The organism is Actinacidiphila oryziradicis, from assembly GCF_005047355.1.
Taxonomy (GTDB): domain Bacteria; phylum Actinomycetota; class Actinomycetes; order Streptomycetales; family Streptomycetaceae; genus Actinacidiphila; species Actinacidiphila oryziradicis.
This window is the reverse complement of sequence record NZ_SUMC01000013.1, coordinates 55776-74939: the sequence shown is the minus strand read 5'-3', so window position 1 is coordinate 74939 and position 19164 is coordinate 55776. Positions and strand designations below refer to the sequence as shown.

Genomic DNA, 19164 nt, shown 5'->3' with positions numbered 1-19164 from the left:
AATGCGCAGGAAATCTAAGGCAAGTGTCAGGGCTGCGTCATCACCTAGCCATATATCGATATGGCTACAGCAGGCGCGGCAGATGCGCAGGCCCGGACAGGGCCCGGGGCGGCCTAGGGCCGCTTCAGTCTGGCCACGAACTTGTACCGGTCGCCCCGGTAGACCGAGCGCACCCACTCCACCGGCTCGCCGGTGGTGTCGATGGAATGCCGGGAGAGCATCAGCATCGGCAGCCCGACATCGGTGCCCAGCAGCCCGGCCTCGCGCGGGGTGGCGAGGGAGGTCTCGATGGTCTCCTCCGCCTCCGCGAGATGCACGTCGTACACCTCGGCGAGCGCGGTGTAGAGCGAGGCGTACTTGGTGAGGTTACGGCGCAGCGCCGGGAAGCGCTTGGCGGAGAGGTGGGTGGTCTCGATCGCCATGGGCTCGCGGTTGGCGAGCCGGAGCCGTTCGATGCGCAGCACACGGCCCCCCGCGTTCATATCGAGGAGTCCGGCGAGGTGGTTGTCGGCGGTGATGTAGCCGACATCGAGGAGTTCGGAGGTCGGCTCCAGGCCCTGGGCGCGCATGTCCTCGGTGTACGAGGTGAGCTGCAGCGCCTGGGACACCTTGGGTTTGGCGACAAAGGTGCCCTTGCCCTGGATGCGCTCCAGGCGCCCCTCGACGACCAGCTCCTGGAGGGCCTGGCGGACCGTGGTGCGGGAGGTGTCGAACTCCGTTGCCAGGCTGCGCTCCGGGGGGACCGGGGAGCCTGGCGGCATGGTCTCCGTCAGCTCCAGCAGATGCTTCTTCAGGCCGTAATACTTGGGTACCCGGGCCGTGCGGCCCACCGCGCCGTCGATGACCGGTGTGCCGGCGTCCCCGTCGCTCTGCATGCGTCCTCCGTTTGTCCAGATCCTCGGCACACTTCCTCCATCCTGGCACGGGCCTGGGAATGGCCGCCGTGCAGGCAGAGGTGTCGGTCCGATAACGGACCGACAGCCGTACTTATACACCCTTGACACCCTTAAAGGTCTAGGCCAAGCTGCCTCCATTGGTCTAAACCAATACTCTGTATCACTGTCTTGGGGAGGGTGCTGTGAAGCGCAAACTCATCGCGGCGATCGGCGTCGCCTGTATGGCCGCCTCTATCGCGTCCTGCGGCTCCGGCAGCGGGTCGGGCTCCGGCAAGAGCACGTCAGCGAAGTCGATCACCGTATGGCTGACGGTCGACGCACAGAACAACTGGCCCGAGTTGGTCAAGTCGGCCGACGCGGCGCTGAAGAAGAGCCACCCGGGTGTGACGGTCAAGCACGAGTACTACAGCTGGGGCGACAAGAACACCAAGCTTGACGCCGTGCTCGCGACCGACAAGGCCCCGGACGTTGTGGAGATGGGCAACACCGAGATGCTGCCCTACAGTATCAAGGGCGCCTTCGCCGAGCTCGACACCTCGAAGTTCGACAACTCGTCCGCCTGGCTGGACGGTCTCAAGGGCTCGGTCAGCTACAACGGCAAGGTCTACGGCGTCCCTTATTACGCCGCTGCCCGGGTCGCCGTCTGGCGCAAGGATGTCGCCGCCGCCGCCGGCGTGACGAGTACCCCGAAGACGTACAGCGAACTGACCGCTGACCTCGACAAGATCCAGAGCAAGAACGGCAGCAAGTTCAACGCCTGGTACCAGCCCTCCCGCGACTGGTACACCGGGATGTCGTTCGTCGCTGACGCGGGCGGCGCGATCGCCACCGAGTCGGGCGGCAAGTTCACCGCGAGCCTGTCCAGTGCGGCGTCCGTCAAGGGTCTGACGGAGTTCAAGTCCGTGGTCACCAAGTACATGCACGGCGACCTCACCAAGGACGAGGCCGACCGGTACATCATCTTCGGCCAGGGCAAGTCCGCGATGATGTACGGCGCCAGCTGGGAGGGCCCCGCGGCCGCCGACCCCAAGATCGACAAGACGGGCGGCAAGCTCAAGGCCAATCTCGTCCAGTTCGTGCTCCCCGGCCCGTCCGGCAAGGCCATGCCGGTCTTCCTGGGCGGCTCCGACCTCGCCGTACCGGTGAAGTCCAAGGCCCAGGACCTCGCCACCGAGTGGATCAATGACTTCACGGGCACCGCGAGCCAGAAGGTGCTGATCAGCAAGGGCAATCTGCCCAACAACACGACCCAGCTCGCCACCCTGAAGTCCGACCCGGCGACCGCCGTCACCGCGACCGCCGCCGAGAGCAGCTGGTTCATCCCGACCGCGCCCGGCTGGGGCACCGTCGAGAAGCAGGCGATCCTCCAGGACATGCTCCAGGCCATAGCGACCGGCAAGAAGTCGGTCCAGCAGGCGGCCAAGGACGCGGACGCCGCGATCAACAAGGTGATCAACACGGCATGACAGTCCAGCCCCGGGAGAAGACAGCGAAGACAGTGACAGCGAAGACGGCACGCCCCGTGACGAGCGCCGCCGCCGGTACCCCGGCCGGCGGCGGCGCCGGCGCCGGCAAGGCCGGGAGACCGGCCGGCCGGCGCTCGTGGGGCACCGCCGCCCTGCCCTGGGGGCTGCTCGCACCGACTCTGCTGGTGCTGGCCCTCGTCCTCGGCTATCCGCTGGTGCGGCTGGTCACCCTCTCCTTCCAGAAGTTCGGGCAGGCCCAGCTGTGGGGCTTCAAACCCGCCGAATGGACGGGCCTGGACAACTTCACCGCGATCCTCGGGGACAGTGAGTTCTGGCAGGTCGTCCTGCGGACGATTCTCTTCGCGGGCGGGGCGGTGGTGCTCACGATGGTGGTGGGCATGCTGATCGCCCTGCTTCTGCAACGGGTCTCGCGGTGGGTGAAGGTCCTGGTCAACATCGCGCTCGTGGCCAGTTGGGCGATGCCCGTCATCGTCGCCGTCACCGTCTTCAAATGGATGTTCGACACCGACTACGGCGTGCTCAACTGGCTGATCAGCAAGCTGCCCGGGGTCGACTTCAACGGGCACAACTGGTTCGCCAGCGGCCCCGAAGGCCTGACAGTCATCATGCTGCTGGTGGTCTGGGGCGCGGTGCCCTTTGTCGTCATCACCCTGGGCGCCGGCCTGACCCAGGTCCCCAAGGAGCTGGAGGAGGCCGCCCGCCTGGACGGCGCGGGCGCGCCGGGTATCTTCCGGTATGTCACTCTGCCGATCCTGAAGCCGATCATAGTGATGCTGACGACGCTCTCGGTGATCTGGGACATGGGCGTCTTCCCGCAGGTCTATTTGATGCGCGGCGGGCACCCGGAGCCCGAGTTCCAGCTGCTCACCACCTACTCCTACACGAGGGCCTTCGTCGTCAACGACTACTCAGGCGGATCCGCCATCGCCCTGGTCACCGTCCTTCTGCTGCTCGGCGTGGTGGCCGTCTACATGCGCCAGATGCTCAAGATCGGAGAGGTCGAGTGACCACAAGCCGACCCCGTCTCCTCTACAACATCCTCGGGCTGCTCACCTTCGCGAGCTTCGGCTTCCCGGTCTACTGGATGCTCAACACGGCGTTCAAACCGGCCAAGGACGCCATCGACCCGACCCCGAAGTTCTTCCCCTGGCCGCTGTCCCTGGAGAACTTCCGCCGCGCCCTGAACATCGCCGACTTCTGGGGCCCGGTCGGCCGCAGCCTGATCGTCGCCACGAGTACGGTCGCCATCGCCCTGGTCGTCGGTCTGCTCGCCGCACTCGCCATCTCGCGCTTCGCCTTCCGCGGCCGGAAGGTGGTGATCGTAGGCATCCTCGCGGTGCAGATGGTGCCGCTGGTCGCCATGATCATCCCGGTCTTTCTGCTGCTCAACGATCTCGGGCAGTACGACAAGCTCAGCGGCCTGATCCTCACCTACCTCACCTTCATCCTCCCTTTCACGGTGTGGACCCTGCGCGGATTCATCGTCAACATCCCCAAAGAGCTGGAGGAAGCCGCCATGGTCGACGGCTGCGGCCGCACCGGCGCGTTCGTCCGCGTCGTCTTTCCGCTGCTCGCTCCCGGTCTGGTCGCCACTGCCGTCTACGGCTTCATCCTGGCCTGGAACGAATACCTCTACGCACTGATGCTGCTCAGCCAGGAACACCAGACCGCCACCGTCTGGCTCGGCAACTTCACCACCCAGCACGGCACCGAGTACGCCCCGATGATGGCGGGTTCGACCATGATGGCCATCCCCGTCGTCATTCTCTTTCTCCTCGTCCAGCGCAAGATGGCCGCAGGCCTCACCGCCGGGGCGGTGAAGGGATGACCCAGAGCGTGACCCACACTCCCACCGACAGCCTGACCAGGGACGCCCTCGCTGTCCTCCAGCCCGGCTTCGCCGGCACCACCGCCCCCGACTGGCTGCTGCACCGGCTCGACGAGGGCCTGGCCTCCGTCGCCCTGTTCGGCCGCAACATCCAGTCCCCGGCGCAGGTCGCCGCCCTCACCGCACAACTGCGCGCGGTGCGGCCCGACGTCCTGGTCGTCGCCGACGAGGAGGGCGGGGACGTGACCCGCCTCGAAGTCCGCAGCGGCTCCTCCTTCCCCGGCAACCACGCACTCGGCGCCGTCGACGACCCGGCCCTGACCCGGGCCGTCGCCGCCGAGCTCGGCCGCCGCCTCGCCGCTTGCGGAGTCAACCTCACCTGGGCGCCCTGCGCCGACGTCAACTCCGACCCCGGCAACCCGGTCATCGGCGTCCGTTCCTTCGGCGCCGACCCGGACCTCGTCGCCCGGCACACCGCCGCCTATGTCGAAGGGCTGCAGTCCGCCGGAGTCGCCGCCTGCACCAAGCACTTCCCCGGGCACGGCGACACCTCTGTCGACTCCCACGACGCCGTGCCCCGCATCGACGTCGACGCGGCGACCCTCCGGGCCCGCGAACTCGTCCCCTTCCGGGCCGCCGTCGCCGCCGGCACCAAGGGCGTGATGAGCGCCCACATCCTCGTCCCCGCCCTTGACCCGGACCGCCCCGGAACCCTCAGCTCCACCGTGCTCACCAGCCTGCTCCGCGACGAGCTCGGCTACGACGGCCTCATCATCACCGACGGCATGGACATGCGTGCGGTCTCCGACGTCTACGGCATCGACGGCGGCACCGTGCTGGCCATCGCCGCCGGGGCCGACGCCATCTGCGTCGGCGGCGGTCCCTCCGACGAGGACACCGTCACTCTGCTCCGCGACGCCATCGTGCGCGCCGTGCAAAACGGCGATCTCCCCCGGGCCCGGCTCGCCGACGCCGCCGACCGGGTCCGGGCCCTCGCCGTCTGGGCGGCCGGGAAGACGGGCACAGCCCCGGAAGCGGACCTCTCCATCGGGCTCACCGCCGCCCGCCGTGCCCTGCGGGTGACCCGGACCGAGAGTTACGTCCCCATCACCTCCGCTCCCTATGTCGCAGCCTTCACCCCGATGGCCAATATCGCCGTCGGCGACGAGACGCCCTGGGGTGTCGGCGCCGAGCTGGAACGCTTCTTTCCCGGCACGGTGACGGCCACCTTCCGGGACGGTGACGCTTTGACCGCAAACGCGGTCCAGTCGGCGGGGGACCGTAGGATCGTCGCTGTGGTCCGCGACGTCCACCGCCACCCCTGGATGGCCGGAGCCCTCGGCACGCTGCTCGCCGCCCGGCCCGACACGGTCGTGGTGGAGATGGGCGTGCCCCAGGCGCCGCCATCGGGAGCGATGCACATCGCGACCCATGGCGCGGCCCGGGTCTGCGGGCGCGCGGCAGCAGAGGTCATCGCCGGCAAGGACGCCGGGGGCTGACTCACGGGGAGAGCGCAACGGTCGGCGCGCCCGTCGTGCGACAGCCCGTAAGAGTCGGTACACCACCGGATCCCTTCCGGAGGTCCGCGGCTCGGCCGGCACCGGCGCCGGCCGAGCCGCGGACCCGGTGGGGGCCCAGCCAGGAGGCACAACGTATGTCAGCCACGAATCTGACCCCGCAGGAAGCCGTGGAACTCGGGGAAGCCGTGGAGGCCGTGGAAACCGCGCCTGGGCGGATCATGGCCGGCGAGATGGCCGAGCAGCCCGCGGTGCTGCGCCGCCTCCTCGACGAGGGCGCGCCGCGGATCCGCGCGATCGCCGAGCAGATCGCCGCACGGAAGCCGCGCTTCGTACTGCTCACCGCTCGCGGCACCTCGGACAACGCGGCGCTGTACGCGAAGTACCTGATCGAGATCCTGCTCGGCAAGCCGGCCGGCCTCACCTCCATGTCCACCACCACCGCCTACGGTGCACGGCCTGACCTGACGGATGTCCTCGTCATCACCGTCAGCCAGTCCGGCGGCTCGCCGGACCTGGTCGCCTCCACCAAGGCCGCGCGTGAGGCCGGGGCCATCACGCTGGCTGTGACCAACAGTCCGGGCTCCCCGCTCGCCGAGGTCTCCGAGTTCCACATCGACGTCCTGGCCGGCCCGGAGAAGGCGCTCCCCGCCACCAAGACATACACCGCCGAGCTGCTCGCCCTGTATCTCTTCGTCGAGGGACTGCGCGGCGGCGACGGCTTCGTCGCGAAGGCGCTCCCGGAGCTGGCCGAGCGGATCCTCGGGCGGCGTGAGGAGGTGAAGGCCCTCGCCGGCCGCTACCGCTTCGCCGAGCGGCTGGTCCTCACCTCCCGGGGCTATGGCTACCCCACCGCCAAGGAAGCCGCGCTCAAGCTCATGGAGACCAGCTACATCCCCGCCCTCTCCTTCTCCGGCGCCGATCTGCTGCACGGTCCCCTCGCCATGGTCGACAACGTGTCCCCGGTCATCGCCATCGTCACGGACGGCAAGGGCGGTGAGGCGCTCCAGCCTGTTCTCGACCGTCTTCGCGGACGGGGAGCCGACCTTGTCGTCATCGGCAGCCAGGAGTCCGTCGAGGCGGCTTCGGCCGGCTTCGTGCTCCCCACCGAGGGAGTCGCCGAGGAGGTCCAGCCGATTCTGGAGATCCTGCCGCTGCAGATGCTCGCCTACGAGGTCACGATCGCCCGGGGCCAGGATCCGGACGCGCCCCGCGCTCTCGCGAAGGTCACGGAGACGCGCTGACCCGGAGACGCGCTGACCCGGAGGCCGGTGTCACGGACGCCGGTGTCACGGCGGCGAATCGCCCGCCCCGGAAGCCACTTCGGGCCGCGGCGCCAGGACGGGACCCTCAACCCGCCCTCTTACACATAACGTGTAAAGAGGGGCCCAGCACCGCAGCCCGGAGCTGCCGTCGGACCGTGGCGCGCGGGGTGTGCGGTGCCCCACGGCCCTGTAGGACCGACCGTGAGGCCTGGGCGCAGTCAGGGCAGAGAGCGCCGGGCCTCGCTCCACCCTCCTGTGCGGGGAGGATGGAAGTTTTTTCATCAGTCAGATCATAGAGTGTTCAGGCCTGGTGTGGGGACCGGATGGGTGCGCTTTCTGGATGTATGGGTACGCTCGCCACTGTGCCCTCCATGAACGATCTCGTACGCCAGCACACCGCACTCGACGAGTCCGATCTCGAGTGGCTGCATCTGCTGGTGTCGGAGTGGCAACTGCTCTCCGACCTCTCCTTCGCGGACCTCGTGCTCTGGGTACCGACCCGGGACGGCATGCGGTACGTCTCCGTAGCGCAGATGCGGCCCAACACGGGTCCCACCTCCTACCAGGACGACATGGTGGGCCATCTGGTTCCGCGCGGCCGCCGTCCGCTGCTCGACGCCGCGATCGACGAGGGCCGGATCGTCCGGGAGGGCGACCCGGAGTGGCGCGAGGAGGTCCCGGTCCGCGTCGAGTCCATCCCCGTACGGCGTGAGGGCCGCATCCTGGGCGTCATCGCCCGCAACACGAACCTGCTGACCGTCCGTACCCCGAGCCGGCTGGAACTCACCTACCTGCAGAGCGCGTCCGACCTGGCGCAGATGATCGCCGCCGGCTCCTTCCCGTACCCCACCGAACAGGTCGACATGGACGCCTCGCCGCGTGCCGGCGACGGCCTCATCCGGCTCGACGCCGAGGGCGTCGTCCAGTACGCCAGTCCGAACGCACTCTCCGCGTACCACCGGCTCGGTCTCGCCGCCGACCTCGTCGGCCACCATCTGGGGCGCACGACGGCCGATTTGGCCCCCGCCAAGGGGGCGGTGCACGAGGCGATCGCCAAGGTCGCCAGCGGCTGGGCGCCGCGCGAGACGGAGGTCGAGGGCAATGGCGGTGTCATCCAGCTGCGGACCATCCCGCTCAGTCCCAAGGGCATCCACGTCGGCTCGCTGGTGCTGGCCCGGGATGTCACCGAGCTGCGCCGCCGTGAGCGGGAGCTGATGACCAAGGACGCGACCATCCGGGAGATCCACCACCGGGTCAAGAACAATCTTCAGACGGTTGCCGCGCTGCTGCGGCTCCAGGCCCGCCGGATGGACTCCGACAAGGGACGGGAGGCGCTGGAGGAGGCCGTACGCCGGGTCGGCTCGATCGCCATCGTCCATGAGACGCTCTCGATGAACCTGGACGAGCGGGTCGAGTTCGACGAGATCGCCGACCGGGTGCTCGCGATGGTCGCCGAGATCTCGCCGGGCCGGGTCATCGCGCGCCGCAACGGGGGCTTCGGGATCCTCAGCGCCGAGGTCGCCACCCCGCTGTCGATGGTCCTCACCGAGCTGCTGCAGAACGCCATGGAGCACGGCTTCGGCCCGGGGGAGCAGGGCACGGTCGAGATCAGCTCGGCAAAGTCCGGCGACACGCTGGTCATCACCGTGCAGGACGACGGGCGCGGGCTGCCCGGGGGCTTCGACCCGCAGACGGCCGGGAACCTCGGGCTGCAGATCGTACGAACCCTGGTGGTGGGCGAGTTGGGCGGCACCTTCGACATGGTGCCCGCCCCCGGGCGGGGTACGAAGGTTGTCCTGGAACTCCCGACGGAAGAGTAGGACCCGTAAGCCCGGCCCCGTACCTCCATGTGCGGGGCCCTGTACGCGGATTCTGCGCAGACAGCAAGAAACCCCGGCCGCTTTCTACTGCTGCGGCCGGGGTTACTGCGATGCTGCGCGATTCGGAGGTGCTGCGCGCTGCGGCTCGGGGGAAAGTTTGCGCGTCAGGCGCTGGCGTTACGGGCGCGGTTGCGGGCGGCGCGGCGCTTCATAGCACGACGCTCATCCTCGCTGAGGCCACCCCATACGCCGGCGTCCTGGCCGGTCTCCAGTGCCCACTGCAGACACTGCTCCATGACGGGGCAGCGACGGCAGACGGCCTTGGCTTCCTCGATCTGCAGCAGCGCAGGACCGGTGTTGCCGATGGGGAAGAAGAGCTCAGGGTCTTCCTCGCGGCAAACGGCGTTATGACGCCAGTCCATGGCTGCTCCATCTCCTTGTATTGCGTGCAAGTTGCTTGTGAATGTGAACGCTTTCACGAATCCTCGGACAAGACACGGGACGTCAACCAGTCTCCTGGTATGGTCCCGCAGGTGTTTGTGAGGAATCGGGCTGGGCAGGCGGCCCATCGTGCAGCCGCCCCGATCGCCAAGAAGAGCGTCGCAAACCTGGGCTGCGGATACAACCCCTTCAGGAAAGTTTTTTTGGAATCCTCGGTGTCGGTTCCATCACAGCCATACTTCCATGGGGTGCAGGGCAGCCTAAACGTTCGACTAAAAGGACTTTAGGTCCTTCTGCTTACACCATCACACGGAGCGCGCGCCGTACACCTGTGAAGGTTGCGCTCGTCCGCAGTCCCAGGTGGTCTCCGTCCACCTGAAACGGCAGTGGCACCTGGGAATGCAAGGTGAAGTCCGTCAAGTCATGCAGAGCCACCGCGTGCTTCCCGTGCGGTCCGCGTTCAGGAGTGGAACGGAGCAGTTGCGTTGCGTAGCGGGCGGCGGCGGCCGTCGACAGTTTCGACAGGGCGGCCACGTCCAGGGCCGCGTCGAAGGATGCCTCCGGGGACGCGTACACTGGACGGTTCCCCAGATACGTCCATGGCGTGGTGTTGCAGATTATGGCCAGCGCCAGACCCCGTATCGGGGCCTCACCCGGACGTTCGAGCGTGATCGTCCCACCGTGGCGGTTCGGCTCGCCGAGGAACTGGCGCGCCACCTGGCGTATGTAGAGCGCGTGTGTCGACTTCCTGCCGTGCTCGCGCTGCGCCTCCACCCGGCCCACCACGCCCGCATCGAACCCCAGGCCCGCACAGAACGTGAACCACCGTTCCGGGACCCCCTCGTCCTCCGTGCCGGGCGTCCCGCTGACCAGACCGAGCCCGACCGTACGCGAGGAGTCCTCGCGCAGCGCGTCCAGCAGTGCCCCCGTCGCCTCCACCACGTCATTCGGCAGCCCGAGCGCCCGCGCGAATACGTTCGTCGAGCCGCCGGGAACCACCGCCAGCGCCGGCAACCCCTCGGGGTCCGGGCCGCTGTGCAGCAGCCCGTTGACCACCTCGTTCACGGTCCCGTCGCCCCCCAGCGCCACGACCAGCTCGATCTCCCCGCCCTCTGCGGCCTGCCGCGCCAGATCGCGGGCATGGCCCCGGTATCCCGTCGTGGCCACCTCCAGCTTCAGATCGCTGGCCAGCGCACGCGTGAGCACGTCGCGGGTCCGCGCGCTGGTTGTGGTGGCTGCCGGGTTGACCACGAGGAGAGCACGCATGGTCGCCAGCGTACCCAGCGGGCGGTACCCGGCAGCACCCACCTTGGATCTCTGCCGGTGCGTGCTTCCGGGGGCGGCGCTACTCCTCGGCCGGGCGGCCGATGCCGAGCGCCTCGGTGGCGGCGGGGTGGACGAGGAGGACGAGCTCGGTCAGGGCGGCAGCCCCCAGCAGGGAGCCGGCCGCGATCAGGCCGCCGCCGGCCTGGATCATGGTCCAGGCAACCGGGAGGGCGACCAACTGGATGATCAGAACCGGGCCCCGGCTCCAGCGGCGGGCTCGCCAGAGCCCGTATGCCGCCGCCAGCGGCATCGCGGCGAGCGCGAGGACGGTCAGGCCCCCCGCCTCGGCCTGCTGCGGACTGTCGGGATTCCCGACGATGCCGAGTACGACCATGCCGATGCCCCACGCGGCGAGCGCGGCCCCCTCCAGGGCGGCCACCACGGCCGCAGCGGTCAACCGCACCGGACGTCCCGGCACGGCGCTCCCGGGGGCTGGACTCTGCTTTGTACTCACACCAGCAGCGTAGCCGGGCCGTGCCGGCCGGCATCCACCCGGCGGCCCGAGTCGGCCAGGACGTGCCAGGAGGTGCCAGGAGGTGCCAGGACACGCCGCAGCCGCGCTAGGCGGCCGGGGCCGCCGCCGGCGCGGCAGGGGAAACGGGAGGTGCGGATGCCCGGCGGGCGGGCTACTCCTCGATCAGCAGCTTGTCGCGCAGCTGCGCGAGGGTGCGGGCCAGCAGCCGCGAGACATGCATCTGGGAGATGCCCACCTCTTCGGCGATCTGTGACTGCGTCATGTTGCCGAAGAAACGCAGCAACAAAATCCTCTTCTCGCGCGGCGGCAGTTGCTCAAGCAGCGGCTTGAGCGACTCGCGGTACTCCACCCCTTCCAGCGCCTCGTCCTCGGAGCCCAGCGTGTCCGCCACGGCGGGCGACTCGTCGTCGGTGTCCGGGACGTCCAGCGAAAGAGTGCTGTAGGCGTTCGCGGATTCAAGGCCTTCGAGGACTTCTTCCTCGGAGATCTTGAGGTGCTCGGCGAGTTCATGGACGGTGGGCGCCCGGCCGTGCCGCTGGGAGAGTTCGCCCGTGGCGGTGGTGAGGGCGAGCCGGAGTTCCTGGAGACGGCGCGGGACCCGCACCGCCCAGCCCTTGTCGCGGAAGTGCCGCTTGATCTCGCCGACGATGGTGGGGGTGGCGTATGTGGAGAACTCCACCCCGCGGTCGATGTCGAAGCGGTCGACGGATTTGATCAGGCCGATGGTGGCGACCTGGGTGAGATCGTCGAGCGGCTCACCACGGTTACGGAAACGCCGGGCGAGGTGCTCGACCAGCGGCAGGTGCATGCGCACCAGCTGATTGCGGAGCTCGGCACGCTCGGGGGACCCCACGTCGAGTCGGCTGAGCTCAAGGAAGAGCGCTCGGGCGCCGGCCCGGTTGTGCGGGTCGTGCTGCTGCTCTGCTTCTTGCTCTTCCATGGGATCAGCCTGCTCCGCCGCGTCCGTTCCGTCGTTGGGGGACACGGGGTGGGGCCGCGCCGCATCCACTTCGGGCATGGCGGTGGTGGGCACCGCCTGCACCGGTACGGCGCGGCTTTCCACGCCGGGAGCGCTGTTCTCCAGGTCACTCATGGCGATCCCCCGTTTCCGACCACGGTTGTACCGTCACCGACCCGTACCGGGACCGGGACACGCTGACCCCTGCGGGCTGCCTGCATCTTTGGACCTCACGCCTGCCCGGGGCCGGCACCGCGCTTCTTGTGCAGGCTGATGCTGACGGTTTTGTCCTCGGCCACGGTGGAGGACACCTCGCCGGCCAGCGCGGTGAGCACTGTCCAGGCGAAGGTGTCGCGCTCCGGGGCGCGGCCGTCGGTGGTGGGCGCCGATACATTCACCCATAGGGCGTCTCCGACCAGCCGGAAGACGCAACTGAGCACAGAGCCGGGGACGGCCTGCTGGAGCAGGATGGCGCACGCCTCGTCCACGGCGATGCGCAGGTCTTCGATCTCGTCGAGGGTGAAGTCCAGGCGGGCCGCTAGTCCGGCGGTGGCTGTACGCAGCACCGACAGATACGCTCCCGCCGCGGGCAGCCGGACCTCGACGAAGTCCTTTGACCCGGGCTCGCCTGCGATCTGGGACACCCTCACCTCCAAGGTGGCACAAGCACACTTCGTTACTTAACTGATCTGGTTCTCTGGTTCGCCAGCGACGCTATCGCGATCGGTACCCCGATGTCGCCCGGACGGAGTACGTCGTACGTCACCCATGGTAAGTGTATGAGTACGGACGGTGGCTAGGGTTTCGGTATCTCAATTCGAAAGAGATGTCGCTTTATTGTCAACGGCCTGTTGGGCGAGCGCCCGGAGCGGCTCACCGGCCAGCCGCTGGACCGTCCACCCGTCCTGGGGGACGGCGCCGAGCGCCTGGTAGAAGCCGACCGCCGGGGTGTTCCAGTCAAGCACCGACCATTCGAAGCGCTCGTAGCCGCGCTCGACACAGATCGCGGCCAGCTCCGCGAGCAGCGCCCTGCCATGGCCGCCACCGCGCGCCTGGGGGCGCACATAGAGGTCCTCCAGATACACGCCATGGGTGCCGGTCCAGGTGGAGAAGTTCCGGAACCACAGGGCGAAGCCGACCACGGAGCCCGCGACGTCGTCCTGCGCTATGAGCGCGAAGGCGGCCGGGTGCTCGCCGAAGAGCGCGTCGGCCAGCTGCTGCTGGGTCGCCCGCGCGTCCGCCAGCGCGCGCTCGTACTCCGCGAGTTCGCGGACCATCGCGTGGATCTCCGGGATATCGGCGGGGATCGCGGCTCGGATCATGGGCCCAGGCTATCCGCTGACGACGGCGGCTATGCGCGTGCCGGGCGGGAATATGCCCTCGTCGGCGAGGGTGAAGACACCATGGAGCATTTTCGCCACATATACGCGGTCGGGTACGAGGCCGTGGCGGGCGGTGAAGTCCTCGCAGAAGTCCTCCAGCTCCGGGGTGCTGCGGGCGTAGCCGCCGTGGTGGAAACGGTCGTCGAGCCGCCAGTCGCCCCGCCGGCCGCCGAAGGCCTCCTCCTGGAGCTGCTGTATCCCGTCCTCCAGGAATCGACCCCCCTTGAGCACCGGGAAGCCGATCGCGCGCTGCTCCGGTCCCAGACCGGCGGTGAGGCCGGCCAGGGTGCCGCCGGTGCCGCAGGCGACGGTGACGACCTCGGCCCTGCCGCGCAGCTCACGGCCGAGTTCGGCGCAGCCTTGCGCGGCGAGGGCGTTGCTGCCGCCCTCCGGGAGGACATAGGCGTAGCCGAAGCGCTCCAGCAAAGCGTCCAGCACCTCGGGGTCGGTCTTGCGGCGGTAGGTGGAGCGGTCGACGAAGTGCAGCCGCATGCCGTCGTCGGCGGCGCGGGTGAGCGAGTCGTTCAGCGGCCGGGCGGCGAGTTCGTCGCCCCGTACGACGCCGATCGTGGCGAGGCCGAGCAGGCGGCCCGCCGCGGCGGTGGCCCGCAGGTGGTTGGAGTACGCGCCGCCGAAGGTCAGCAGGGTGTCGTAGCCGGCGTCGGCGGCGGCCCGGAGGTTCAGGTGGAGCTTGCGGTACTTGTTGCCGGGCAGATCGGGGTGGATGAGATCGTCCCGCTTGAGCAGCAGTGTCACACCGTGCCGGCCCAGCCGCTCGTCGTCCAGCTCGGTCAGCGGCGACGGCAGCAACGGGGGCGGACGCATGGGCACCTCCCTATTGTTGCCGCAGACGCCGCGCCCGGGCGTGTCGCCCCTCTGGGCGAGTCCCGTGCGGCCCCTGCGGGCGGCAGTTCGCACCGGCGACGCCGGGGGACCGCACCCTACGCGTTGTAAGGTGCTGCCATGGGAGGAACAGACGCGAGTGGCAAGGCAGCGCGCCGCAGCTCTGGCGAGCTGGAGAGCGAGATCCTCGCCACGCTGTGGGCGACCGAGCATGCCCTGACCCCCGCCGATATCCAGGCGGAACTGGGCGGCGGACTCGCCTACAACACCGTGCACACCATCCTCAAGCGCCTCTACGACAAGGGCATGGTGCTCCGCGACGCCGATGGCCGGCGCGGCACCTACCGGCCGACCAAGAACGCCGCCGAACTCACCGCCGAGGTGATGCACCAGGCGCTCGACCGGGGCCCGGACCCCATCGCCGCGCTCCAGCAGTTCGTGTCCGGCCTCAGCGAGCCGGAGGAGAAGGCGCTGCGCGCCTTCCTGACGGCCCACGAGGGGGGCGGCCGGTGAGGACGCGGTCTACCTCCCGCTCCTCCTCTCGCTGCTGCCGGCGGCGGTCAGCCCCGGCGTCGGCCGCCGGCTCGCCCCCCGGGCCCGCCGTCCGTACCCTCGCGGTCACCGCGGCCGTCACCGGCTGACCGACCGCGTAGCGCCCGGTCCCCCGGGGTGGCCCGGGAGACCTCTGGGCCCAACCCGCCCGCATGGCTGCCCTGAGGTGGCGCGCAGCCACCGCCGGGCGCATGGTGAGGGACGGGAGGTGCGCCGCCGTGTTGCACGAAGTACGAGCCGAATACGACCCCGACGAGTCGCCCGGTCAGCCGGACGCCCGCGTCACCCGCTGGCACATGGTGCGCGAGATGGGAACCACCGCCATGTGCGGCCGCGAACTCGACCCCAAGTCCGCCGTCCTGCCGGCGGACGACTGGGGACGGACCCGCGAGCCCTTCTGCCATACCTGCGGCGCCCTCTACCTGCGCGAGGTGCCGTAGGGCCCCTCAGGGGCCCTGCACCAGGTCCGACGGGTCGGTGTTCGCCCCGCACAGCACCACCGCCGCCCGCTCCCCGGGCGCCGGCACGTACGCCCCCGACCGCAGCGCCGCCAGCGCGGCGCCCGCCGCATGCTCGACGGCCACCCGGCGTCCGTCCCACAGCTCCCGGCGCGCGGCCACGATCGCCTCGTCCGTGACCAGCACCGACCGCACATCCCCGCGCTGGGCCAGCAGCAACGCCGTCTGCGAGGCCCTGCGCGCGCCGAGCGAGTCGGCGGCCACCGAATCCACCGTGACGTCCACGACCTCGCCCGCCTCCAGAGCCGCGTTCAGCGCCCGGCTCCCCTCCGGCTCCACAGCCACCACCCGCACCCCCCTCTGCTCGGCCGCCGCCACGAATCCGGCGAAGAGCCCGCCTCCCCCGGCCGCCACGACCACCGTCTCCAGGCCGGGCACTGCTTCACAGATCTCCGTCAGCAGCGTCCCCGCCCCTGCGGCGATCAGCGGATGGTCGTACGCATGAGACTCCAGCGCCCCCGTCTGCGCCGCGTACTTCCGCGACGCCGCCAGCGCCTCCGCGTACTCCCTCCCCATCTGCCGCACATCCGCCCCCAGCGCCCGCAGTCCGGCCACCTTGACCGCCGGCGCGGTCGTCGGCACGAACACCGTCGCCGCCACCCCCTGCCGCCGCGCCGCCCAGGCACACGCCAGCCCGGCATTGCCCCCGCTGGCGATGACCACTCCCGCGGCGGGCATGGCGTCCGCATCGATGTGCGCGGCGATGAAATTCAGGGCTCCCCGCGCTTTGAAGCTGCCCGTGTGCTGCATGAACTCGCAGGCCAGCCAGACCTCGGCGGCGCCGAACGACCCCGGGTCGGCCGCCACGACGGTGACAGGGCGGATGTGGCCGGCGATGCGGTCGGCGGCGGCTTTGACGTCGGCGTGCGTGAGAGGGGTCATTGAGCTGAGTCTGCCTCCCGCGACACGCTTCGTCGACCGCACCCGTACGATCGCCGGGACCGGCCCGCACGACCGAATGGACGCCGCATGACCGACCAGCCCGTATGGGAAATCGCCGAGATCGACGTCCTTCCCGGCACCGAGGAGAAGTTCGAGGCCGGCGTGGCCGAAGCCCAGCCGCTCTTCCTCGGCGCCGCCGGCTGCCATGGCGTCCAACTGTGCCGCAGCGTCGAATACCCCACCCGCTACCGCCTCATCGTCGAGTGGCAGACCCTCGAACACCACACCGTGACCTTCCGCGGCTCGGTCGACTTCGCCCGCTGGCGCGAACTCGTCGGCCCGTACTTCGCGAGCCCGCCCCGTGTGGAGCACATCTACCGGGTCGGGGACCGTCCCGTCTGATCAGGCGGACTCCGCCGCACCGGGCAGCAGCGAGGCGAGTAGCCGAAGTGTCTCGCGAGTGGTGCCGCGGGCGCAGATGCCTGATCGGGTGCGCCACCGCTTGCGTGGTGCCATAAAGCGACGGCGACCTGTACCCACCGGATCCCCGGGCGCGAAGACGGAAGACCTGAGCGGCCCTTGACGGAAACTTGCGGTTGGTGTGAGCAGCTCTGCCGTGTTTCCGGATCCGTCCGGTGCTGACACGATGTGGATATCTGCGGGTCGCAGTGGGGGCACGGTCGGGAGGCATGTGTGACAGAGGTTTTCCTGCGACGTCTGAGCAGGTGGCAGGCGGAGCAGCAGCGGGAAGCGATCGCGGATCTGTATGTCGAGGCGTACCACGGGGCCCGGGGAGAGGAATTCCACGACCGGCAGGACTTTCTGGCCCGGTTCGCGGACGATGTGCAGCGCACCGGGTTCGCGATGGTGATCGCGAGCGAGGCCGAACTCGCGGGCTGCGCCTATGGATTTCCGGCGGACCGGGACGGCGGGCTCTGGGAAGGGTTCCAGGGGCAGCTCCCGGAGGGGGTCGAGGAGCTGACGGCGTCGGGGCAGGTGTTCGTCGTGGCGGAGCTGATGGTGCTGCCGCCGCACCGGCGGGTGGGTGTCGGGCAACGGATGATGGAGCAGCTGCTCGCGCGGCTCGACGGGGCGGAGCTGATCACTGCGGTGCTGGATCCGCAGAACGCTGCGGGGCTGGCCGTGTGCCGGGCGTGGGGGTGGACGAGGACGGGGCATCTGGGACCGTCGGCCGACGGGGCCGGGCGCGAGGCGTGGAGCCGCAGTGTCCTGCCGTGAGGCGTGAGACTCAGACGCGGTACTCCGGCGGGAAGCCGGTCCAGCGCAGTTCGGCGGGCAGGTGCCGGGTGTCGTTGTGGACGAGTACGGCGGGGGGCCGCCCCGGCGCGTAGCGGATGACGGTGAGGGCGGCGTTGCCCTGGTTGAGGCCGATCCAGCGCCACCGCGCGCCGGGCTGGAACTGCCCGGGACACTGGACGCCGACGGCAGGCTGGCCGGGCACCACCGCTTGGACGCGGTCCGCGCTCACCTGCTGGAAACGGCGGGGGAGCACGGAGCGGCCCGCGCCGCCTACCTCACGGCCTCCCGCCGGACGATGAGCATCCCCGAACGCCGCTACCTCCAGGCCCGCGCCGCCCGGCTCGGCTGGCGTACTGACGTATACGACGCAAGGACCTGCCAGGTCTCCGTGTGCCGCTGCATACCGCCGGGCAGCCATGGATTGCCCATTCGTTACTTCCGGTGCAGGTAGTCGTACCTGCGTCCTCTTCCACCCGGCAAATCGGAAACCCGCACCTAACAGTGGGACACCCCGGTGGCAACACCCCGTTTCTAATGTCCTGGCACGCGCCGGGTACATCCGGCACAGGGAAGGGACCTGCGCCATGACCAGCAAGGACAGAGATTTCGCAGTCACTGACCGCAGAGGGTTCCTGCTGCGCGGACTGCAGCTCGGCGGTGCCGTCGCGCTCGGCGGCCCGCTGCTCGCCGCCTGCGGATCCGGTTCCAGCTCCTCTTCGTCGTCCACCGCCTCCTCGGGGTCGAAGAGCTTCGGTGAGCTGACGCTGCGTCTGTCCTGGATCAAGAATGTGGAGTTCGCCGGGAGCTACATCGCGGACAGCAAGGGCTACTACAAGGCCGAGGGCTTCTCCAAGGGCACGCTGATCGGCGGCGGTCCCTCCGCCACTCCGATGGAGACCGATGTCGTCACCAAGAAGGCGCTCGTAGGGATCAGCGCGCCGGACATCACCGGTGCCGCCATCGCCAAGGGGGCACCGCTGAAGATCATCGGTGCTCAGTACCAGAAGAACCCGTTCTGCATCATGTCGATGGCGAAGACCCCGATCACCAAGCCGGAGGACATGTACGGCAAGAAGATCGGCGTCCAGGCCGCCAACGAGTCGATCTGGGCGGCGTTCATCAAGGCCGCGAAGCTCGACGCGTCGAAGATCACCAAGGTGCCGGTGCAGTTCGACCCGCTGCCGCTGACCCAGGGCACGGTCGACGGATGGTTCTCCTTCATCACCAACGAGCCGAACGTGCTGGAGCTGAAGGGGTTCAAGGTCACGACGTTCCTGCTCGCCGACGCCGGATATCCGCTGGTGTCCGAGACGTACCTGGTGCGGCAGGACACCATCGACAAGGAGCGGGAGCTGCTCAAGGCGTTCCTACGCGCGGAGATCAAGGGCTGGAAGGCGAGCATCGCCGACCCGGCGCTCGGCGCGAAGCTCGCCGCCGAGACCTACGGCAAGGGGCTCGGTCTCACGACCCAGGAGCAGACCCTGGAGTCGAAGGACCAGAACGCCCTGATCCTTACCGCGGACACCAAGAAGAACGGCCTGTTCACGGTCACACAGAAGCTGATCGACGAGAACATCCAGACCCTGAAGTACGGCGGCCTCGACATCACCGCGGAGAAGCTCTTCGACTTCTCGCTCCTCGCAGAGGTCTACAAGGAGGACCCCAGCCTCATCTGAGGCCCCGCGCCTCCCGACCGCCGCCGCCCGGACACCCC

Annotated in this window: 20 protein-coding genes and 1 pseudogene; 11 read left to right on the top strand and 10 right to left on the bottom strand. The window is 69.3% G+C overall.

Annotated elements, in window-relative coordinates; all coding sequences use genetic code 11:
• Nucleotides 1-113 precede the first annotated feature (113 nt).
• Nucleotides 114-875 carry a GntR family transcriptional regulator gene (locus tag FCI23_RS16300; RefSeq protein WP_136724613.1) on the bottom strand — a complete coding sequence of 254 codons (762 nt, stop codon included), beginning with the start codon at nt 873-875 and terminating at the stop codon, nt 114-116.
• Between the two features lie 203 nt (nt 876-1078).
• Here FCI23_RS16300 and FCI23_RS16295 point away from each other — a divergent pair, with 203 nt between their 5' ends.
• From FCI23_RS16295 to FCI23_RS16270, 6 genes are all read left to right on the top strand, one after another.
• The gene (locus FCI23_RS16295) at nt 1079-2362 is read left to right on the top strand and encodes an extracellular solute-binding protein (RefSeq protein ID WP_136724612.1); all 1284 of its coding nucleotides are present in this window, start codon (nt 1079-1081) and stop codon (nt 2360-2362) included.
• Entirely contained in the window at nt 2359-3390 is a 1032-nt protein-coding gene (locus FCI23_RS16290) for a carbohydrate ABC transporter permease (protein ID WP_136724611.1), read from the top strand. The genes FCI23_RS16295 and FCI23_RS16290 overlap by 4 nt, the downstream gene beginning before the upstream one ends.
• On the top strand, nt 3387-4211 hold the full coding sequence (locus FCI23_RS16285; RefSeq protein WP_211265345.1) for a carbohydrate ABC transporter permease: 825 nt from the start codon (nt 3387-3389) through the stop codon (nt 4209-4211). Before FCI23_RS16290 ends, FCI23_RS16285 begins: the two co-directional genes overlap by 4 nt.
• An 8-nt stretch (nt 4212-4219) precedes the next feature.
• On the top strand, nt 4220-5710 hold the full coding sequence (locus tag FCI23_RS16280; RefSeq protein WP_407645970.1) for a glycoside hydrolase family 3 protein: 1491 nt from the start codon (nt 4220-4222) through the stop codon (nt 5708-5710).
• Between the two features lie 239 nt (nt 5711-5949).
• Entirely contained in the window at nt 5950-6972 is a 1023-nt protein-coding gene (locus FCI23_RS16275) for an SIS domain-containing protein (protein WP_136724705.1), read from the top strand.
• A gap of 392 nt (nt 6973-7364) precedes the next feature.
• The gene (locus FCI23_RS16270; RefSeq protein ID WP_136724609.1) at nt 7365-8813 is read left to right on the top strand and encodes a sensor histidine kinase; all 1449 of its coding nucleotides are present in this window, start codon (nt 7365-7367) and stop codon (nt 8811-8813) included.
• 164 nt (nt 8814-8977) lie between these two features.
• Here the strand turns inward: FCI23_RS16270 and FCI23_RS16265 are convergent, their stop codons facing one another.
• The 7 genes from FCI23_RS16265 to FCI23_RS16235 form a co-directional block, all read right to left on the bottom strand.
• The gene (locus FCI23_RS16265; RefSeq protein WP_018563321.1) at nt 8978-9235 is read right to left on the bottom strand and encodes a WhiB family transcriptional regulator; all 258 of its coding nucleotides are present in this window, start codon (nt 9233-9235) and stop codon (nt 8978-8980) included.
• Nucleotides 9236-9551: 316 nt separating this feature from the next.
• Nucleotides 9552-10520, bottom strand: a complete 969-nt coding sequence (locus tag FCI23_RS16260; protein WP_136724608.1) for a diacylglycerol/lipid kinase family protein — start codon at nt 10518-10520, stop codon at nt 9552-9554.
• A gap of 79 nt (nt 10521-10599) precedes the next feature.
• Nucleotides 10600-11034, bottom strand: coding sequence for a hypothetical protein (locus FCI23_RS16255; protein ID WP_136724607.1), 435 nt, complete (start codon nt 11032-11034; stop codon nt 10600-10602).
• 172 nt (nt 11035-11206) lie between these two features.
• Complete coding sequence (locus tag FCI23_RS16250) at nt 11207-12073, bottom strand: RNA polymerase sigma factor SigF (protein ID WP_136724704.1); 867 nt, start codon at nt 12071-12073, stop codon at nt 11207-11209.
• Nucleotides 12074-12243: 170 nt separating this feature from the next.
• Nucleotides 12244-12657, bottom strand: coding sequence for an ATP-binding protein (locus FCI23_RS16245; protein WP_136724606.1), 414 nt, complete (start codon nt 12655-12657; stop codon nt 12244-12246).
• Between the two features lie 168 nt (nt 12658-12825).
• On the bottom strand, nt 12826-13335 hold the full coding sequence (locus FCI23_RS16240; RefSeq protein ID WP_136724605.1) for a GNAT family N-acetyltransferase: 510 nt from the start codon (nt 13333-13335) through the stop codon (nt 12826-12828).
• 9 nt (nt 13336-13344) lie between these two features.
• Nucleotides 13345-14220: a 1-aminocyclopropane-1-carboxylate deaminase/D-cysteine desulfhydrase gene (locus FCI23_RS16235; protein ID WP_136724604.1), complete on the bottom strand. Its 876-nt coding sequence runs from the start codon at nt 14218-14220 to the stop codon at nt 13345-13347.
• Nucleotides 14221-14358: 138 nt separating this feature from the next.
• Here FCI23_RS16235 and FCI23_RS16230 point away from each other — a divergent pair, with 138 nt between their 5' ends.
• Together FCI23_RS16230 and FCI23_RS16225 are read left to right on the top strand one after the other, a co-directional pair.
• On the top strand, nt 14359-14751 hold the full coding sequence (locus FCI23_RS16230) for a BlaI/MecI/CopY family transcriptional regulator (protein WP_136724603.1): 393 nt from the start codon (nt 14359-14361) through the stop codon (nt 14749-14751).
• Nucleotides 14752-15008: 257 nt separating this feature from the next.
• On the top strand, nt 15009-15230 hold the full coding sequence (locus tag FCI23_RS16225) for a hypothetical protein (protein ID WP_136724602.1): 222 nt from the start codon (nt 15009-15011) through the stop codon (nt 15228-15230).
• A 6-nt stretch (nt 15231-15236) separates the two neighbouring features.
• On the opposite strand, the gene FCI23_RS16220 is transcribed toward FCI23_RS16225, so the two are convergent.
• Nucleotides 15237-16190: a threonine/serine dehydratase gene (locus FCI23_RS16220; protein ID WP_136724601.1), complete on the bottom strand. Its 954-nt coding sequence runs from the start codon at nt 16188-16190 to the stop codon at nt 15237-15239.
• A gap of 87 nt (nt 16191-16277) precedes the next feature.
• Here FCI23_RS16220 and FCI23_RS16215 point away from each other — a divergent pair, with 87 nt between their 5' ends.
• Both FCI23_RS16215 and FCI23_RS16210 read left to right on the top strand, forming a co-directional pair.
• Nucleotides 16278-16592 carry an antibiotic biosynthesis monooxygenase family protein gene (locus FCI23_RS16215; protein WP_136724600.1) on the top strand — a complete coding sequence of 105 codons (315 nt, stop codon included), beginning with the start codon at nt 16278-16280 and terminating at the stop codon, nt 16590-16592.
• Between the two features lie 291 nt (nt 16593-16883).
• Nucleotides 16884-17429 carry a GNAT family N-acetyltransferase gene (locus FCI23_RS16210; RefSeq protein ID WP_169316815.1) on the top strand — a complete coding sequence of 182 codons (546 nt, stop codon included), beginning with the start codon at nt 16884-16886 and terminating at the stop codon, nt 17427-17429.
• A 10-nt stretch (nt 17430-17439) separates the two neighbouring features.
• On the opposite strand, the pseudogene FCI23_RS16205 reads toward FCI23_RS16210, so the two are convergent.
• Nucleotides 17440-17595 (bottom strand): annotated as a pseudogene (locus tag FCI23_RS16205) (histidine phosphatase family protein); the annotation flags it as partial.
• Nucleotides 17596-18034: 439 nt separating this feature from the next.
• Here FCI23_RS16205 and FCI23_RS16195 point away from each other — a divergent pair.
• Nucleotides 18035-19126: an ABC transporter substrate-binding protein gene (locus tag FCI23_RS16195; RefSeq protein ID WP_136724598.1), complete on the top strand. Its 1092-nt coding sequence runs from the start codon at nt 18035-18037 to the stop codon at nt 19124-19126.
• The last annotated feature ends 38 nt before the right edge of the window (nt 19127-19164 follow it).

Excerpts from the sequence above, each read along its gene's own strand:
- FCI23_RS16300 (WP_136724613.1), bottom strand. The coding sequence starts at position 875 with ATGCAGAGCGACGGGGACGCCGGCACACCGGTCATCGACGGCGCGGTG.
- FCI23_RS16290 (WP_136724611.1), top strand. The coding sequence starts at position 2,359 with ATGACAGTCCAGCCCCGGGAGAAGACAGCGAAGACAGTGACAGCGAAG.
- FCI23_RS16275 (WP_136724705.1), top strand. The coding sequence starts at position 5,950 with ATGGCCGGCGAGATGGCCGAGCAGCCCGCGGTGCTGCGCCGCCTCCTC.
- FCI23_RS16270 (WP_136724609.1), top strand. The coding sequence starts at position 7,365 with ATGAACGATCTCGTACGCCAGCACACCGCACTCGACGAGTCCGATCTC.
- FCI23_RS16265 (WP_018563321.1), bottom strand. The coding sequence starts at position 9,235 with ATGGACTGGCGTCATAACGCCGTTTGCCGCGAGGAAGACCCTGAGCTC.
- FCI23_RS16260 (WP_136724608.1), bottom strand. The coding sequence starts at position 10,520 with ATGCGTGCTCTCCTCGTGGTCAACCCGGCAGCCACCACAACCAGCGCG.
- FCI23_RS16250 (WP_136724704.1), bottom strand. The coding sequence starts at position 12,073 with ATGCCCGAAGTGGATGCGGCGCGGCCCCACCCCGTGTCCCCCAACGAC.
- FCI23_RS16240 (WP_136724605.1), bottom strand. The coding sequence starts at position 13,335 with ATGATCCGAGCCGCGATCCCCGCCGATATCCCGGAGATCCACGCGATG.
- FCI23_RS16235 (WP_136724604.1), bottom strand. The coding sequence starts at position 14,220 with ATGCGTCCGCCCCCGTTGCTGCCGTCGCCGCTGACCGAGCTGGACGAC.
- FCI23_RS16230 (WP_136724603.1), top strand. The coding sequence starts at position 14,359 with ATGGGAGGAACAGACGCGAGTGGCAAGGCAGCGCGCCGCAGCTCTGGC.
- FCI23_RS16220 (WP_136724601.1), bottom strand. The coding sequence starts at position 16,190 with ATGACCCCTCTCACGCACGCCGACGTCAAAGCCGCCGCCGACCGCATC.
- FCI23_RS16215 (WP_136724600.1), top strand. The coding sequence starts at position 16,278 with ATGACCGACCAGCCCGTATGGGAAATCGCCGAGATCGACGTCCTTCCC.
- FCI23_RS16195 (WP_136724598.1), top strand. The coding sequence starts at position 18,035 with ATGACCAGCAAGGACAGAGATTTCGCAGTCACTGACCGCAGAGGGTTC.